Source organism: Arthrobacter sp. D1-17, from assembly GCF_054130535.1.
In genome coordinates this window covers 907,102-922,400 of the sequence record NZ_CP096382.1, presented here as the reverse complement: position 1 = coordinate 922,400, position 15,299 = coordinate 907,102, and the positions used below count along the sequence as shown (strand labels likewise).

Here is a 15,299-nt window from a genome sequence, read left to right as displayed (position 1 = left end):
ACCTACTGCCCCCGGCGGTACGCTTCCCGGCGCTTGTCCGAGACGACAACCGGAGCAGGAGCCGGCCGCTTGGGAAGCAGCGTTTCGGCGCCCCGGGCATACTTCCGCCGAATGATGGGCGGCTGCTGCTGCAGCCACCGTGCGATCCACGGCAGGAAGTACGTGCGTGCCCAGACCAGGTCTCCGGCGCCCGCCTGCCGCCAGCTCTTCTCCGGCAACTCCCGCGGCTCCAGGGGCTGCAGGGTGTGCGGTACGTGCAGGGTGTCCAGCACCATCATGGCGATGGTGTGGTGCCCCAGCGGCGAGAAGTGCAGCCGGTCCGGGTCCCACATCCGCGGATCCCTCAGTTCGCGCAGCGCCCACAGGTCAGCAACGATACAGTGGTGGCGGTATGCGATGGCGCGCATGTTCTCGTTGAAAATTGCCACCCTGGCCCGGTTCCGGCCCAGCACCGGTGTATGCCACCAGTCCGGCCCGGTGAAGAGCACAATCGTGGCACCCGTAGTGCTCAGGCGTTCGACGCCGGCATCGAGCCTGGCCGCGAGTTTGTCCGGGTTGCTGTTGTGGAACACCATGTCATTGCCGCCCGCGGACAGGGTGATCAGGTCCGGTTTCAGGGCCAGCGCCGGCTCCGTCTGCCGGTCCAGAATCTCCTGCAGGAGCAGGCCGCGCACGGCGAGATTGGCGTAGGAGAAATCCTCGCGTCCCGCGCTGAGCTCTTCAGCCACGCGGTCCGCCCAGCCGCGAAGCCCGTTCGCGCTGCGCTCTTCGGGATCGCCCACGCCTTCGGTGAACGAGTCTCCCAGTGCCACGTACCGGCTCCAGGGGTGCGGAGCCTGTCCCTTGCCGGAACCGCCAGGGGTAGAGCGGCCGACGGCGTCCATCGCCTATTCCTTTCACTCGCCGCCCGCAGGCTCCCCAGCAGCACGGGGCGTTACTGAGTCAACGCTTTCGGTTGCTCAAGAATTCCGCAAAAGGTAGGCATTTTGCCCTCTCGTGCCAGGCAGTGACGCCTTTCCCTGAGGCGATGCCTAGCCGTTGTTGCCCGGCAGGGTTGTGAAAAGCTGCTGGACGCGGTTCTTGATGTCGTCCCGGACCAGCCGCATGCGCTCCATACCTTCTATGCCCCGTTCTGAAGGTTCATCGGTTTCCCAGAGCTCGAACCGTGCGCCGTCCCGGGGTTCGAGCTTCGCTTCGGTGCCGAGGACAACGACGACCTCGACAGTGTCGAGGACGTCATCGGTAACGGGCTTGGGGTGTTCACCCGTGACGTCGATGCCGAGTTCGGTCAGGGACTCCACGGCCAGGGGATTCAGGTCCTTGCCGGGTTTGGTGCCTGCCGAGTACACGTGGACGCTGCCGGCGGCCAGCTGCCGCATGAGACCGGCGGCGAGCTGGGATTTGCCGCCGTTCTTGCTGCAGACGAACAGGACGGAGGGCTTCTTTTTTCCGGCTTGAGGAGTGGCGGAGTCTGTCACGAGGGAGTTTCTTCCTTGTTGGAGTAAGTCAGTTCTCGGCGGAGCGGCCGTGGGCGAGTCCGGTCGGGAAACCGACCAGCACGGGTTCAGGAGTTCCGCAGCATGCCGCTTCACTTTCGACGGCGTTCGCCCCGTCCGTCTCTGTGACAGCAGGTGCCGGAACGTCACAGCTGGTGCCGGCATCCGTTGAGCAGACGCCGGTTTCGGGGAGCTCAAGGTGAACAGTGTCCGCGGCTTCGCGGTCACCGGCGAGAGCCGCGGTGACCGAACGGACCTGCTCATAGCCCGTGGCGAGCAGGAAGGTCGGGGCCCTCCCATAGGATTTCATGCCGACGATGTAGAAGTCCTTGTCCGGGTGGGCCAAAAGTGCGGCGCCGTGTGGCGGGACGGTGCCGCAGGAATGGAATTCCGGGTCGATCAGGGGACCCAGTTCCGTGGGCGCTTCGACGGCGGGGTCCAGGCTGAGGCGGAGTTCGCGCAGGATGTCCAGATCCGGGCGGAACCCCGTACAGGGCACCACGATGTCGGCCTCAAGAGTCCGGCCGTCGACGGCGGCGACCGTTATGGAGGAGTCCAGGGACTTGAAGGAGCTGATGCCGAAGCCGGTGTGCAGTTCAATGGTTCCGGCTTCGACGAGACGGCGCAGCCGGGCACCGAGCTGGCCGCGGGCCGGCAGTCCGTCCAGGTCTCCGCCGCCGTAAACCTTCTCGGCGGACGGGCCGCGGACGGCCCACAGGATGCGGGTATCTGGCTCGGTCCTGGCCAGGTCGGCGAGGCTGATGAGGGTGTTCGCGGCGGAGTGTCCGGCGCCCACCACCACGACGCGGCGGCCGGCGAAGGCCCCCCGGTCACGGCCGGCGACGTCGGGAAGGGGTGCGGAGATCCTCGCTGCTGCCGCCTCCTCGCCGATTGCCGAGAGCCCGGAGGTGCCCAGCGGGTTGCGCGTGGACCAGGTGCCCGAGGCGTCGATGACTGCCGCAACGGTGTTGTCGCGGGTTTCGCCGTCCTGGTGCTTGACGCGGACGGTGAAGGGTGTGGTGTTCCGGTCCCGGACGTGGGTTTTATCCAGTCCTTGCCGCGTCACAGCGGTGACCCTGGCACCGGTCTGCAGCCGGGAAGCGATCGCTGGAAGCGCGGCCAGGGGCGCAAGGTACCTGTCGACGAGTTCCCCGCCGTAAGGGAGGGCCGTGAGGCGGGGCGCTTCCCAGCCCGAGGACTCGAGCAATCGGACGGCGGCGGCGTCAATGTTGTACCGCCACGGTGAGAACAGCCGGATGTGGCGCCATTGCTCAATGGCCGCGCCCGCCGTCGGGCCTGCCTCGAAGATCAGCGGTTCCAGGCCGCGTTCCAGGAGGTGCGCTGCCGCGGCGAGACCGACCGGGCCGGCGCCGATCACGGCGACGGGAAGCTTCATCACTGCATCCAAGGTGTCCTCTGTTCTGTCGGGCGGGCGGGTCTGTGGGCGGGCGGGGCCGGGCTGCCCAACTAGCTCACAGTTGTGGTCGCTTTGAAGGCTCAAAACAACACCTATTGCGGGCTAGTTGGGCCAGCGCTGAGCCAGTTGGGCTAGTTGGGGAGGGGCGGGGGTCAGCAGCAGTCCTGATCGTCGTCGCAGCAGCCCGAGTCGCCGCAGCATCCTGTGTTCATTCAGCTCACCCCCTTCCCTCCTCAGGGTTTAGGCATGCGTCGGTTCCTCGACCAGCGCCGTGGCGATGCTGTCGGCGTCGTCCAACGCGGCGAGGTAGCGTTCGGCGTCCAGGGCCGCAGCGCAGCCGGTGCCGGCGGCGGTGATGGCCTGGCGGTAGCGGTGGTCCACGGCGTCGCCGCACGCGAAGACGCCGGAGAGGTTGGTGCACGTCGTGGGCGAATCCACCTTGATGTAGCCTTCGGCGTCCAGCTCCACCTGCCCGGCCACCAGCTCCGTCCGCGGTACGTGCCCAATCGCCACGAAGATGCCCGTGGCGGACTGCTCGCGGGTTTCGCCGGTGCGGGTGTCCTTGAGGGTTACTCCGCTGACCTTGCCGTCACCGTGGATGGCGGTGACGGCGGAGTGCCAGGCGAAGCTGATCTTGGGGTTGTCCTTGGCGCGCTGGGCCATGATGCGCGAGGCCCGCAACTCTCCCTTGCGGACCACGATCGTCACGGTCTTGCCGAAGCGGGTCAGGAAGGTGGCTTCTTCCATGGCGGAGTCACCGCCGCCCACCACGATGATGTCCTGGTCGCGGAAGAAGAACCCGTCACAGGTGGCGCACCAGGAGACACCGTGGCCGCTGAACTTCTTCTCCTCCGGCAGGCCTAGCTCCTTGTAGGCGGAGCCGGTGGCGAGGATGACGGCTGGTGCCTCGTGGACGTCACCGGAGCCGGTGACCACCCGCTTGAGGTGCCCCTTCAGCTGAACCTCAGTGGCGTCGTCGAACACTACCTGCGCGCCGAAGCGTTCCGCCTGCTGCTGCAGGCCGTCCATCAGCTCCGGCCCCTGGATGCCCTCCGGGAAGCCCGGGAAGTTCTCCACCTCGGTGGTGTTCATCAGGGCACCGCCAGCGGTGACCGATCCGGCGATCACCAGGGGCGCGAGGCCGGCACGGGCGGCGTAGACCGCGGCGGTGTAGCCTGCGGGGCCGGAGCCGATGATGATTAGCTGGTGGGTGGTCACGTTGTCCTGCTTGGCGTTCTTGGTGCTCACGGGGTGCTCCTTTTCCTCAGGCCCGTTCAACTCAGACTTGGTCACGGGAGGGGTTACTGGGCGTCGGGGTGCCGGGCGGGCAGCAGTTCGGTGACCAGGGCCTCGATGTGGGTCTTGATCTCGTCACGGATGGGGCGGACAGATTCGACGCCCTTGCCTGCAGGGTCTTCCAGGACCCAGTCCTCGTAGCGCTTGCCCGGGAAGTACGGGCACTCGTCGCCGCACCCCATGGTGATTACGACGTCGGATTCCTTCACGGCCTCGGTGGTGAGCACCTTCGGCACCTCGGCGGACATGTCGATCCCAAGCTCGGCCATGGCCTCGACAGCGGAGGGGTTGATCTTGTCCGCGGGCTGGGATCCGGCGGACCGAACCTCGATCTCGCCCTTGCCCAGTGTGGTCAGGAACGCAGCGGCCATCTGGGAACGGCCGGCGTTATGGACGCAGACGAACAGGACGGACGGCTTCTTGGCTGTTTCAGTGGTCATAAGCGGGAGCTCCTGGGTTGATGTCGGCAACGAACCGGTCATGCTAATTGTGCTCATCTGACCTGCCCCGTCACCAGCATCTGCAAAGATTGATGATGATCGATATAGGGAGTATCACGCGCAATATCGATAGGTGTCAATATTTGCTTCTTGATAGCGCTTCGGGTCAAGCTGGTCGTCATGCATTCACCTCAGCCGCCGTTGTGGCGCCGTGCGGTCGCCGAGCTGCTCGGCACCTGCCTTCTCGTGTCCATCGTCGTTGGTTCCGGAATTGCCGCCGAGCAGCTCTCTCCCGGCGACGTCGGCCTGCAGCTACTCCAGAACAGCACTGCAACGGTGTTAGGCCTTACAGTGCTGATCCTGATGCTGGGCCCTGTGAGCGGAGCCCATTTCAATCCTGTGGTCTCCCTGGCCGACTGGCTCCTGGGGCGGCGCAGCGGTGCCGGGTTGACCCTGCCCGAGCTCGGGGCCTACATTGCGGCCCAGGTGGTCGGAGGCATCGGCGGAAGCGTCCTGGCCAATGCCATGTTCGACGTCGGAACCTCCATCTCTGAGAAGGAGCGCCTGACCGGCGGGCACGCCTTGGGCGAGGTCGTCGCCACCGCAGGACTGATCCTGCTGATCTTCGCCCTGGCTCGAACCGCGCGCGGCGTTCTGGCCGCGCCCGCCGTCGGTGCCTACATCGGCGCCGCATACTGGTTCACGTCGTCGACGTCGTTCGCCAACCCTGCCGTGACGGTCGGGAGGATTTTCAGTGACACCTTTGCCGGCATCGCTCCCGCCTCAGTGCCGGGCTTCATCCTGGCACAGCTGGCCGGCGCCGCCGTCGGCATGGGTCTTCTGCTGGTTCTGTTCCCCTCCGCCGGCCGCTCCGCCGACGATGTCGTCATCCCCCACCACGCCGATACGGCCGACTCGTGAGCGGACTCCGGTAACTGGCGGCCCGTCTCTGACTAGGGGAGCGAAACATGGCCGCCTACGGAACCCGGCCCGTCTAAAGACCCTGGCCCGTCTAAAGAACCTGTCCGCCTTAATATTGATGAACGTCAATATGGATGGATAATGGGTGCATGACCTCTCCGCAAACACTTGAACCGCCGGTGGACGCCTCCTGTTGCGCCCCGTCCGTGGGCTCGGGGCTCGGTGCGGAGGAAGCAAAGCAGAGAGCACTCATCTTCAAGGCACTGTCCGACCCGAACCGCCTGCGCCTGCTCTCCATCGTCAAGGCCAACGAATCCGGGGAGTCGTGCGTCTGCGACCTGACCGATCCTCTGGATTTGAGCCAGCCCACCGTCTCACACCACCTGAAGATGCTGGTCGACGCCGGCCTGCTGCACCGTGAAAAGCGCGGCACGTGGGCGTACTACTCGCTGGTTCCGGGCGCGCTCGAGAAGACGGCCGGCCTCCTCACAGGCCTCTGATCGCTTCCGGCGGCACTCCTGTTCCGAAGACCGGACCCGGCACCGGCCGCTTGGCACGGAGCTCTTCCTCCGTCTGGTGCCGGATCCGCTTCAGCACCCAGGGGACCAGGTACTTGCGTGCCCACACCAGGTCCTCGGCCCGGGCGTGGCGCCAGCTGCTCTCCGGCAGGTCCTTCGGCTGGTAGGGCTGGAGTGTGTGCGGGACGTTGAGGGTGTCCAGCACCATCTTGGCGATCGTGTGGTACCCCAGCGGCGAAAAATGCAGCCGGTCCGGATCCCACATCCGCGGATCGGCGAGCTCCTGCATGGCCCACAGATCAGCAATCACGGCATCGTACCGGCTGGCCACGGTGCGGATGTTCTCGTTGAAGATGGCGATCTTCGCCCTGTTGTGCCCGATCACCGGCGTCCCTCCCCAGTCCGGTCCGGCGAACAGCACGATCGTGGCGCCAGTGGCGCTCAACAGGCCAACGCCGGCATCCAGTTTGGCGGCCAGCTTGTCGGGGTCACTGCCACGGAAGACCAGGTCATTGCCACCGCCGGACAGAGTGATCAGGTCCGGCTGCAGGGCAAGCGCGGGTCCCGCCTGCTGGTCCAAAATCTGGCCAAGCAGCAGTCCACGTACGGCCAGGTTGGCATAGGCGAAGTCCTCATGGCCCACGCTCAGTTCCTCGGCCACGCGGTCCGCCCAGCCGCGCAGCCCCCCAGGGCTCCGTGATTCCGGGTCCCCCACGCCTTCAGTGAACGAATCTCCCAGCGCCACGTACCTGCTCCAAGGGTGGGTGGCGCCCGTCGCACTCAGCAGAGACGCCGTGGCGTTCCGCAGCGCCTGCCGCTCTGGGCCGCGGTTGGCACCGCCTTCTGCCTCACGCGCGACGTCGTCCAAAGACAGACGCACGACGCCGGCCCGGCCACCTTGGGAGGTGACCGGACCGGCGTCGTACTTCTTGAAAGGGCGGTGCATGGGACTGCCAGGTTTCTGCTTGGGCCGTTCCGGGTTAATCAAGCGTTTGGCACCCATCATGGACCCGCCCGCTCATAAAAACCTTGGAAAAACCTTGTGCCGGAGGATAGCGCCGCGCCCCGGCAGCCGGGCGTCGCCGTTTTTCGACACAGAAACTGATGAGCGACGCGCAAATGGCCCGGCGCTACCGGAATTCCCGTAGCGCCGGTCCATTTGCGTGGCGTCAGTCCATTTGTGTGGCGTCAGTGCAGTTGCGCCTACCGGATGGGAGCCGAACTAGCTTTCGCCAGCCTTCCGGGTCCGCAGGAGGGCCGTGACTCCGGCGGCCAGGCCCAGCAGTCCTGCAACCAGACCTGCCCAGCCGAGGGCGGCGGGTCCGTCAGTGGCAGGGGACGTTGCCGAAGCCGGGGTTGTGTCAGCAGCCGGAGTCTCTGCGGCGGCACCATGAGCACCGCCCGTGCCGTGCTCCCCGGCCGGTGCGGTCGTGACGAACGAGGGCGCCGGGCGCTTGGGCTCGGCCTGGCCTTCTAGTGCCGGCTCATCCCAGTTCACCACCGTGCCGTCCGTGTAGGTCTGGGCCGCGGGCAGCATGACGGTGGTCCCAGCTTTGGGCAGCCGGCCCACGGAGATGGAGAACGTCTGGTATTCGTGCGGGCCGATCTGGTGGGCGGCGTCGGCAGTCCAGGTTACGGATGCCGCGGCCTTGGTGATCGTTGCACCCTCAATTTCGACGGGTTCGGGAAGCGTGGCTTCCTTGATCTCGGCCTTCCAGCCGTCCAGTGGCTTGACCGAAACGGACGTGAACGGCGTCTCCGTCGGGAGGGTCACCGTGATCTTGGACGTCTTGGCCGTCTCGGATTCGCTGGGCACCCGGAAGGTCAGCTGGGAGAAGCCGCCTTCGGATGTCGTGGCGGGATCCACGCCGACGTGAGCGGACGCGGTTCCGGCACCAAAGATGGTCAGGCCGGCCGCAGCGGCGAGGACCGTGGTGGTCTTAAGGGCATGGGCAATGGAAGTTCTCATGGTGTTGTGCCTTTCGCGGGCGCGCCTCACGCCTGGTTTGCCGGGCGCGCGTTGGGTGAGGTGAAGCTTTTCCCGCGCACCCGTCTGCCATTCCGTGGACGGGATCAGCAGGGAGCGGTGCGCAGGAGGGCCGCGGTGGGCGGGCCTCGAAGCCTGTGCCGGCGAAGGTTGCGCCAGGGCGCGGGGATAAGAATGGGATCATGCGCCAAGGTCCGCGGGCCGGCGACAGGAATCACTGCCGGACGCGGAAGAACAGCAAGGGGCCGAAGCCATGCCAGCAGCTGCCAGAGTGCGGCTTCGCCCTGGCGCAAAAGCCAAGCTGTGGCCAACACGGCGATCGCGTGGCCGGCCAGCATCGCAAGCGGGTCGATGCCGGGTCCGGTGTGGGCGCTGAGCTCAGGCGGGCTGGCCGGGAGGCAGTGCAGGCTGGAGGTTCTGCCATGATGCGAACCGCGTCCTGGTGCCGGGGCCTGGCAGACGGCGCTCACGGACAGCGTACTGAGCGCCTCGTGGAGCACCGCCTGGCCCACACCGAGCAGGCCGAGCAGCGTCGTGAAGGATAGCTCGCGGCGTGACAGCCACGTCACCGGGACCAGCAGGAGAGCGGTCAGCGCCAGGGTGATCATGGGGGCGGGAAGGGTTCCGCCGCCAAGGAGGTGGCCTCCGGCAGCCAGCCCGACTGTGGCGCCGGTGAAAACCAAGGAACGGAACAGGCGCAGCGGAGCGTGACGCCGCATGCTCCCCTCCTATCCCTAAGCTGCATGACCGCTGTTGCCCCAAGCTAAAAACCGGAGGATGGGAAAACCCTGCGCGCCGGCTCCCCAAGAGCACCGCCTTCTGCACGGCAAGGCTGTCCGGTATCGCGCTAAAAAAGGCCGGAGCCGCCCGACCAGCATATCGGTGCGTTAGGTCCGGTCGTTATTCCTGGCTGTCTTTGCGGCCATGATCCCACGCGGCCTTCCGGTGTCCCACTTCGCTATCAGGAGTACCGCCACCAAGGTGGCTGCAGTATGCGCGTACAGCAGGAGTTCGAGGGTGTGATCAGGCGCCGCGGACCCGGCGGGCTCTTCCGACGGCTGCTGCGGCTGCCAAATCAGGGTGCCGTGACCGTGACCTGTAAATCCGAAGCCGCCGCGGGTAAGCGAGAACACGCTGAAGGCAAGGTGCAGGACCTGCTGGACCAGCCCTGCGAGTAACAGCAACATCCAGCCTGGCATCCCGTTCCGGGCGGTCACCGAAGCGGCGAGGCTCAGCAGAGCAGTCAGCGCCACAAGAAGGGACAGCGCGGGGACCGGCTGGCCCACCGCGGAGTGCGCGGCCACACCCAGGGCAACCATCAGGGGACCGCACAGCCAGGCCGCAGCGGGCCGCCGTCGAAACCCTTTGATCATGCAAAGCCTCCTGCACACGTCCTGTCCTGCCAGAACGACCCGCCGCTGGTACTGACAGCCTCCCCGACCTGCGGATCCGATGCAATACGGGATAATAGACTGTCCGCTCCGCACCAATCGGAAAGAGCACCAGCTGTGGAATCGCCCGACCCTGTCCGGATACTGACCGTCTGCACAGGAAACGTCTGCCGCTCCCCCGTGGCGGAACGCCTTCTGCAGGCGGGACTGGAGCAGGTGCTGCCAGGCGGCTTCGAGGTCCGCAGCGCCGGCACACGTGCCCTGGTGGGCGACCCCGTGCAGCCACTCTCCGCGGACATCATCCATATGTTCGGCGGCACCGCAGATGGGTTTACGGCGCGCCAGCTCACGGGCAAGATGCTGCGCCCGGCAGACCTGGTGCTCACCATGAGCTCGTTGCACCGCGGCGAAGTCCTGCAGCTCGACGCCTCGCTGCTCAAACGGACTTTCACCATCCGAGAGTTCGCCCGCATGCTCGACGTCCTCCAGGACCGGGAAAGTACGACGGCGGACGGCAGCTACCAGCCGGACGGTCACCATCACCTCGATCCCATCAGTGCAAACACCGCTCTCTGGCGCAAACTCCCGGCCCGGGCAGCATCAGTGCGCCACCTCTCACTGGCAGCCGAAGCCGTGGACAACGATGTTGTTGACCCGTACCGCCGGAGCGCCGACTACTACCGCCAGATGGAAGACGAGCTGGCCCCCGCCATCATCTCGATCCTCCGCTTCGCCAGGCTGAACGCGCCGGTCCGCTCAACCCCGTAATCCAGCCCGAACGTTCTCTCACATCCTGCACCCCCAAGGCCCACGCTCTCTCACTCCCTGAGAGAGGGCCCCCGTTTAAGGCGCCAAAAGTGAGAGAGCGTCCTGTTCAAGACTTCGTCGGATATTCATCATCTGTTCAGCGCGTTCGCTCTACGTCCTTCTACTCTTCAAATGGGGCATCGCGATACAAACAGCCGTGGTGCCCTTTGGGGGAGCCCCGCACCCGCCTCAGCCGGTGCGGGGTTTCTCGCGTACGCCGCAGTAACATCCCAGGTTCACCGGGCATTCACGATCCGATCAACTGTCATTGCCTGAATAGACGGGACCACCCCCCGCCTCCCTTCAGGAGAGACACCATGCCCCGTTCCTTCACTCCGTCCCGCCGAGGCTTTCTCGCCGCGTCCGGAACCGCCGTCGCAGCAGCCGCCGTCTATGGCCTCTCCGCGGCCCCCGCCTGGGCACAGCCCCGGTTCCCGCAGAACCCGTTCACCCTTGGTGTCGCTTCCGGCGACCCAACGCCGGACGGCGTCGTGCTGTGGACGCGGCTGGCACCCGAACCGCAAGCCGCCGATGGCATGGGCGGAATGCCGCCGTATCAGGTCCAGGTGAACTGGCAGGTGGCCACGGACCCGGACTTCCGCAACGTCGTCAAGGCCGGTAACGAAGCGGCCACGCCCGAACTGGCCCACTCAGTGCATGCCGAAGTCGCAGGACTGCAGCCGTCAGCGGATTACTGGTTCCGCTTCCGCGTCGGCAGCGAGGAAAGCCCTGTTGGCCACACCCGCACTGCCCCGGCGGCAGGGTCGGACCCGGCCAGTATCGCGTTAGGGCTGGCCTCCTGCCAGTCCTGGGCCGGAGGCCGCTACGCAGCCTACCGCACCATGGCCCAGGAGGACCTTGACCTCGTGGTGCACGTGGGCGACTACACCTACGAAGGCAGGAACCACGAGTCATTGGCGGATTTCCGGAACAACCACGCCAAGTACAAAAGCTCTGTTGACCTGCAGGCCGCGCATGCCAGATTTCCTTTCGTGGTGACCTTCGACGACCACGAGATCGAGAACAATTGGGCGGACGGCATCTCTCAGCCCGACAAAGAGGCCTCCAATGACCCGCAGCGCTTCCTGCAGCTACGTGCCAACGCGTTCCAGGCCTACTACGAGCACCTCCCGCTCCGGCGTCCGCAAAGGCCGACAGGTTCTGACATGCTGCTTCACCGCCGTCTGGACTACGGCAATCTGGCCAGGATCCATGTCCTGGACACCCGGCAGTACCGCTCGGACCAGCTGACCGAGAACTTCCCCGGCGGCCCCCAGCACCCCGACGTGTACGACCCCTCGCGCACCCTGATGGGCGACGAGCAGGAGCAGTGGCTCTTCAGTGGGCTGAGCGCCTCAAATGCGCGCTGGAATGTGATCGCGCAGCAAACAATGATGGCCCAGTACGACTACGACCCGGGCGAGATCCTGTCGGTCAACCACGACCAGTGGGACGGCTACGTGGTCTCACGCAACCGGCTCACCAACTTCATCAACCGACAGGCGCCGGCCAATCCCGTGGTCCTCACCGGCGACTGGCATTCGGCCTTCGTCAACGACGTGCTCCTCGACGCCGCCGACCCCGGTTCGAAGGTAGTTGCCACAGAGTTCGTGGGAACCTCGATCAGCTCTGGCTGCGGCTGGGCGCAGGCAATTAAGAACGGCCTGCCCGCGAATCCCCACACCAGCTACATCAATCCGGACAAGCGCGGCTGGACGCGGTGTACCGTGACGCCTGAGGAATTCCGCAGCGATTACCTGGTGGTGGCATCTGCCGCCGACACCGTCTCTCCGGCCGTCGTCGATGCCTCATTCCGGGTTGAGAACGGACGAGCAGGAGCGCAGCGGGCGTGAGAACACACTCCATGACTGCCCTCAACAACCGCGCGAGCAGAACCGCAACCACGCTGGACGCTGGTTTGACCCGGACCTCCATCACCCGCGGGACGCCGGATCCGGACTTGAAGTGGACCGCCGAAGTTGCCATACCATCACGTGACCCCGGCGCCCCGGCGTCCCCGCTCTCCGATACTGCGCATGCCCAAGCCGTCGCCCAAAAACTGGAGGCGGCAGGCGTGCAGGCCCGCGTCGAACACGTCCAGTCCCCCGGCTGGCCGATAGCGGCGGGAGCCCTCGGCTACCGCGTCCGGGCGGGACTGTCTGCGGTCACATACGGAAGATAGCCGGCATCGGTGACTTTGCCGTCCTGGGGTGTGCCGTGGACCGGAGAAATGGCATCGAAGCCGAGATGGGAGGCCGCGCTCACGAGGTCGCCGCCGAAGTCATCTCCCTCGAACCTGGAACGTCAGGACAGGCAATCAGCTGACCGACGGAATGTCACGTTAGTTCTTCCATGAGCCGGGCGAGGATGTCATTCATGGCGAGCAGCCCGACGAGCTGGTTGCCCTCCACCACGACGAGCCGGCTGAGGTGATAGCGGCTCATCAGGGCCGCGGCCTGGCGGACGGACAGGTCCTCGTTGACAGTAATCGCAGGGATCGTGGCGGCGTCATAGACGTTCAGGAGGTCCACATCCCCCTCCTGCGCAACGACGGTGTCCAGGAGTTCTCTGTAGCTCAGCATGCCGTAAGCGTCGTGGGCGTGCTGCCGCTCCACCACCAGACTCTTCACCTGGCGCTCCTTCATCATGGAAAGCGCCTCCCGCAGCGTGCTGTATGGGGAGATCGTGACGACCTGGGGGACCATGACATCTTTGACAGTGAGCATCTCTTTCCTCCTTGTAAAGTGCTGGACCGCCTCAGGCGCCTTCGCGGCGCAGATGCTCCTCGAACCTGACCACCTGCCGCATGTCGATCCCGGTCAGGTGCTCGATGGGGATCGCGAACGCCAGACCGCGGGATTCCGTTCCTTGGACCAATATCGTGTGCAGTTCCTTCAGAATCGGCGCGCTCAGGTGTGCCCCCACGACCATCAGCAGCACGGACTGCGTCCCTTCGAAGGTGAGCCCGAAAAACGTCTTCCTGGCCTCGCCCCCGATGCCCTTGCCCGGCAAAATTGTCACACCCGTGGCGCCGGCCCGTTGGGCGTGTTCAATCACCTTGTCTTCAAGCTCGTCCGGGGCGATCACGATGACTGCTGTGAATCTCATGCCGGTGCCTTCCTTAGAAGGGGAAATCTCTCCATCACCATGGCATACACGATGACCGAGATGACAGGGAAGATGGAGGCATAGGCGATCAGGCCAAACCCGTCAATCAGCACGTCCCTGCCCTCCACGGCGGCCGCAAGCCCGATCCCGAGGGCGGTTACCAACGGCACGGTGACCTCCGACGTCGTCACCCCCCCGAGGTCGAAGGCCAGCGCGATGATGTACTTCGGGGCGAAGAACACCAGCACGATGGCGACGGCGTAGGCGGCCATGATGAAGTAGTGGAACGGCCCTCCTACCAGAATGCGGTAGACGCCGAAGCCGATCCCGAGGGCGACGCCAACGGCGACAACGACCCGGACGGCGAACGCGTTGATCTTGCCCGGAGATGCATCCTGCGCCTGTTCTCCGATGGCCACCAGGGCAGGTTCGGCCATGGTGACCGCAAAGCCGATGAGCAGCGCGAACAGCAGGATCAGGGCCGGGACTCCCTGCTCGATCAGCTGCTCCGCCATCAGGGTCCCGAGCGGGAACAGCCCGAGCTTGAGTCCCACCACGAAGGCATACAGTCCCGCCAGGACCATGATGAAGCCGATGACGAGCCGCAGGGGGTGGGGCAGCCTGCGCCGCAGGGCGACCCATTGGAAGAAGAGGACAACGGCCACAATAGGCAGGACCTCCCGAATCATTGAGGCGAGGCCGAGGATCATGCCCACCACCCAATCCGTTGAGCCCTCCCCGGCGTCGCTCACTGGCGGCGCCGGCCCGGCATTGCCGAAGGTATAGACCCAGATGCCGTAGAGCTGGACCCCGATCAGGGGTACCATCACGCACAGCGCGACCAGGCCAAAGCCGTCGGCGAGCAGGCTGCGTCCCCTGATGGAATTGGCCAGGCCGAGACCGATCGCCGTGATCAACGGGACACTGACGATGTTGGTGGTGACCCCGCCCGAATCGTAAGCAAGGCCAATGATCTCCGGCGGGGCGATATACGTGAGTCCCAGCGCCATCGCGTAGCCCGCGATCAGCAGTCTGTACACCGCCCAGCCCCGCAGGACGCGGAGGATGCCCAGGGTCAAGACCAGCCCCACCGACACAGCGATGACGAAGCGCAGCACCAGCGCATGGATCCGACCGTCGCTGACCAATTGGGCCTGCTCCGCGACAGCGATCACGGCCGGCTCCGCGATGGAGGCAGCGAAGCCAATGGCAAACCCAAAGGGCAGCAACAACCCCAGTGTCCCGCTCCGGACGAACTGATTAGCCAGGTTCTTGCCGACCGGGAAGATACTCAGGTCCAGGCCGTACAGGAACAGGGCAATGCCCATAGCCACGATCAGGAGCCCCGCCACCAGCACCAGTGGGTCATCGGGCATGGAGCGGAACACCAGCGATTGGAACAGAACAACGACGATAACGATGGGCAGAAGGTTCCTGAGCGCCTTAAGGAATTCGCGGGCGAATCGGCTGAGGTGCTCCATCGGGTCCTCTCCCGGAATGGTCCTGTGGGTACCTGGCTTTTCAGTTCTCCGATCCAGCCCAGTCGCGTCTGCCAAGCGAGGCTCCGGTGTGAATAGAGGACATGCGCAGGTCCACTATTGTCATCGCCCGCTCCCCGTGATCTGAGCGACCCTGCGTTCGAGTTCGGCGATGCGATCAGTGATCGGCTGGCTGTGCAGGAGTTCGGCGACCTGATCGGCCTCGTCCTCCTCGAGCACGATCCGCGCCACGATCCGATCGGGCTCGGCGGAGTCGTAAACGAAGAGTTCGCGTCTGCCGGGACGCGCGACGAGGATGCGGAATTGCTGGCCGTCACGGGTCAGGCAGTCGTGCAGCACGCCGGCGCCGGGCACGGTGGAGTGGGTGGTATCCATCGGGCCGTCCGTTCCGTCGGTTGTGGGGTACATCCAGTCTCTCC

The 15,299-nt window shown here is 65.6% G+C and carries 18 protein-coding genes; 5 read left to right on the top strand and 13 right to left on the bottom strand.

All coding sequences use genetic code 11. The features are described from left to right. Positions 1-2: 2 nt before the first annotated feature. From M1E01_RS04335 to M1E01_RS04315, 5 genes are all read right to left on the bottom strand, one after another. Positions 3-884, bottom strand: a complete 882-nt coding sequence (locus M1E01_RS04335) for an SGNH/GDSL hydrolase family protein (RefSeq protein ID WP_457973879.1) — start codon at positions 882-884, stop codon at positions 3-5. A gap of 147 nt (positions 885-1,031) precedes the next feature. Next, the gene (locus tag M1E01_RS04330) at positions 1,032-1,478 is read right to left on the bottom strand and encodes an arsenate-mycothiol transferase ArsC (protein ID WP_457973878.1); all 447 of its coding nucleotides are present in this window, start codon (positions 1,476-1,478) and stop codon (positions 1,032-1,034) included. A gap of 28 nt (positions 1,479-1,506) precedes the next feature. Beyond that, on the bottom strand, positions 1,507-2,892 hold the full coding sequence (locus M1E01_RS04325) for an FAD-dependent oxidoreductase (RefSeq protein WP_457973877.1): 1,386 nt from the start codon (positions 2,890-2,892) through the stop codon (positions 1,507-1,509). Between the two features lie 261 nt (positions 2,893-3,153). Further along, the gene (gene trxB / locus M1E01_RS04320) at positions 3,154-4,131 is read right to left on the bottom strand and encodes a thioredoxin-disulfide reductase (RefSeq protein WP_457974859.1); all 978 of its coding nucleotides are present in this window, start codon (positions 4,129-4,131) and stop codon (positions 3,154-3,156) included. Between the two features lie 83 nt (positions 4,132-4,214). Further along, a complete protein-coding gene (locus tag M1E01_RS04315; RefSeq protein WP_457973876.1) occupies positions 4,215-4,649 on the bottom strand; it encodes an arsenate reductase ArsC in 435 nt (144 codons plus the stop codon). A gap of 180 nt (positions 4,650-4,829) precedes the next feature. Here M1E01_RS04315 and M1E01_RS04310 point away from each other — a divergent pair, with 180 nt between their 5' ends. Together M1E01_RS04310 and M1E01_RS04305 are read left to right on the top strand one after the other, a co-directional pair. Then, positions 4,830-5,570 carry an aquaporin gene (locus M1E01_RS04310; protein ID WP_457973875.1) on the top strand — a complete coding sequence of 247 codons (741 nt, stop codon included), beginning with the start codon at positions 4,830-4,832 and terminating at the stop codon, positions 5,568-5,570. Between the two features lie 149 nt (positions 5,571-5,719). Then, positions 5,720-6,070 (top strand): ArsR/SmtB family transcription factor, encoded by a 351-nt coding sequence (locus M1E01_RS04305; RefSeq protein ID WP_457973874.1) that lies wholly within the window; start codon positions 5,720-5,722, stop codon positions 6,068-6,070. Here M1E01_RS04305 and M1E01_RS04300 read toward each other — a convergent pair. From M1E01_RS04300 to M1E01_RS04285, 4 genes are all read right to left on the bottom strand, one after another. Continuing rightward, positions 6,057-7,034 (bottom strand): SGNH/GDSL hydrolase family protein, encoded by a 978-nt coding sequence (locus M1E01_RS04300; RefSeq protein ID WP_457973873.1) that lies wholly within the window; start codon positions 7,032-7,034, stop codon positions 6,057-6,059. The two genes, M1E01_RS04305 and M1E01_RS04300, sit on opposite strands and share 14 nt — an antisense overlap. A gap of 276 nt (positions 7,035-7,310) precedes the next feature. Continuing rightward, entirely contained in the window at positions 7,311-8,057 is a 747-nt protein-coding gene (locus M1E01_RS04295) for a YcnI family copper-binding membrane protein (RefSeq protein WP_457973872.1), read from the bottom strand. 104 nt (positions 8,058-8,161) lie between these two features. Next, positions 8,162-8,794: a hypothetical protein gene (locus M1E01_RS04290; protein ID WP_457973871.1), complete on the bottom strand. Its 633-nt coding sequence runs from the start codon at positions 8,792-8,794 to the stop codon at positions 8,162-8,164. A 168-nt stretch (positions 8,795-8,962) separates the two neighbouring features. Next, a complete protein-coding gene (locus M1E01_RS04285) occupies positions 8,963-9,448 on the bottom strand; it encodes a hypothetical protein (RefSeq protein ID WP_457973870.1) in 486 nt (161 codons plus the stop codon). Between the two features lie 135 nt (positions 9,449-9,583). Between M1E01_RS04285 and M1E01_RS04280 the strand changes: the two genes are divergently transcribed. From M1E01_RS04280 to M1E01_RS04270, 3 genes are all read left to right on the top strand, one after another. Then, a complete protein-coding gene (locus M1E01_RS04280; RefSeq protein WP_457973869.1) occupies positions 9,584-10,234 on the top strand; it encodes an arsenate reductase/protein-tyrosine-phosphatase family protein in 651 nt (216 codons plus the stop codon). Between the two features lie 356 nt (positions 10,235-10,590). Next, a complete protein-coding gene (locus M1E01_RS04275) occupies positions 10,591-12,126 on the top strand; it encodes an alkaline phosphatase D family protein (protein ID WP_457973868.1) in 1,536 nt (511 codons plus the stop codon). Continuing rightward, entirely contained in the window at positions 12,123-12,455 is a 333-nt protein-coding gene (locus M1E01_RS04270) for a hypothetical protein (RefSeq protein ID WP_457973867.1), read from the top strand. Before M1E01_RS04275 ends, M1E01_RS04270 begins: the two co-directional genes overlap by 4 nt. Positions 12,456-12,609: 154 nt before the next feature. Here the strand turns inward: M1E01_RS04270 and M1E01_RS04265 are convergent, their stop codons facing one another. From M1E01_RS04265 to M1E01_RS04250, 4 genes are all read right to left on the bottom strand, one after another. Beyond that, entirely contained in the window at positions 12,610-12,999 is a 390-nt protein-coding gene (locus M1E01_RS04265; protein ID WP_457973866.1) for a CBS domain-containing protein, read from the bottom strand. 31 nt (positions 13,000-13,030) lie between these two features. Beyond that, positions 13,031-13,381, bottom strand: a complete 351-nt coding sequence (locus tag M1E01_RS04260; protein ID WP_457973865.1) for a P-II family nitrogen regulator — start codon at positions 13,379-13,381, stop codon at positions 13,031-13,033. Next, entirely contained in the window at positions 13,378-14,862 is a 1,485-nt protein-coding gene (locus M1E01_RS04255) for a DUF1538 domain-containing protein (protein ID WP_457973864.1), read from the bottom strand. Before M1E01_RS04255 ends, M1E01_RS04260 begins: the two co-directional genes overlap by 4 nt. 120 nt (positions 14,863-14,982) lie before the next feature. Beyond that, the gene (locus tag M1E01_RS04250) at positions 14,983-15,288 is read right to left on the bottom strand and encodes a hypothetical protein (protein WP_457973863.1); all 306 of its coding nucleotides are present in this window, start codon (positions 15,286-15,288) and stop codon (positions 14,983-14,985) included. Positions 15,289-15,299: the final 11 nt, after the last annotated feature.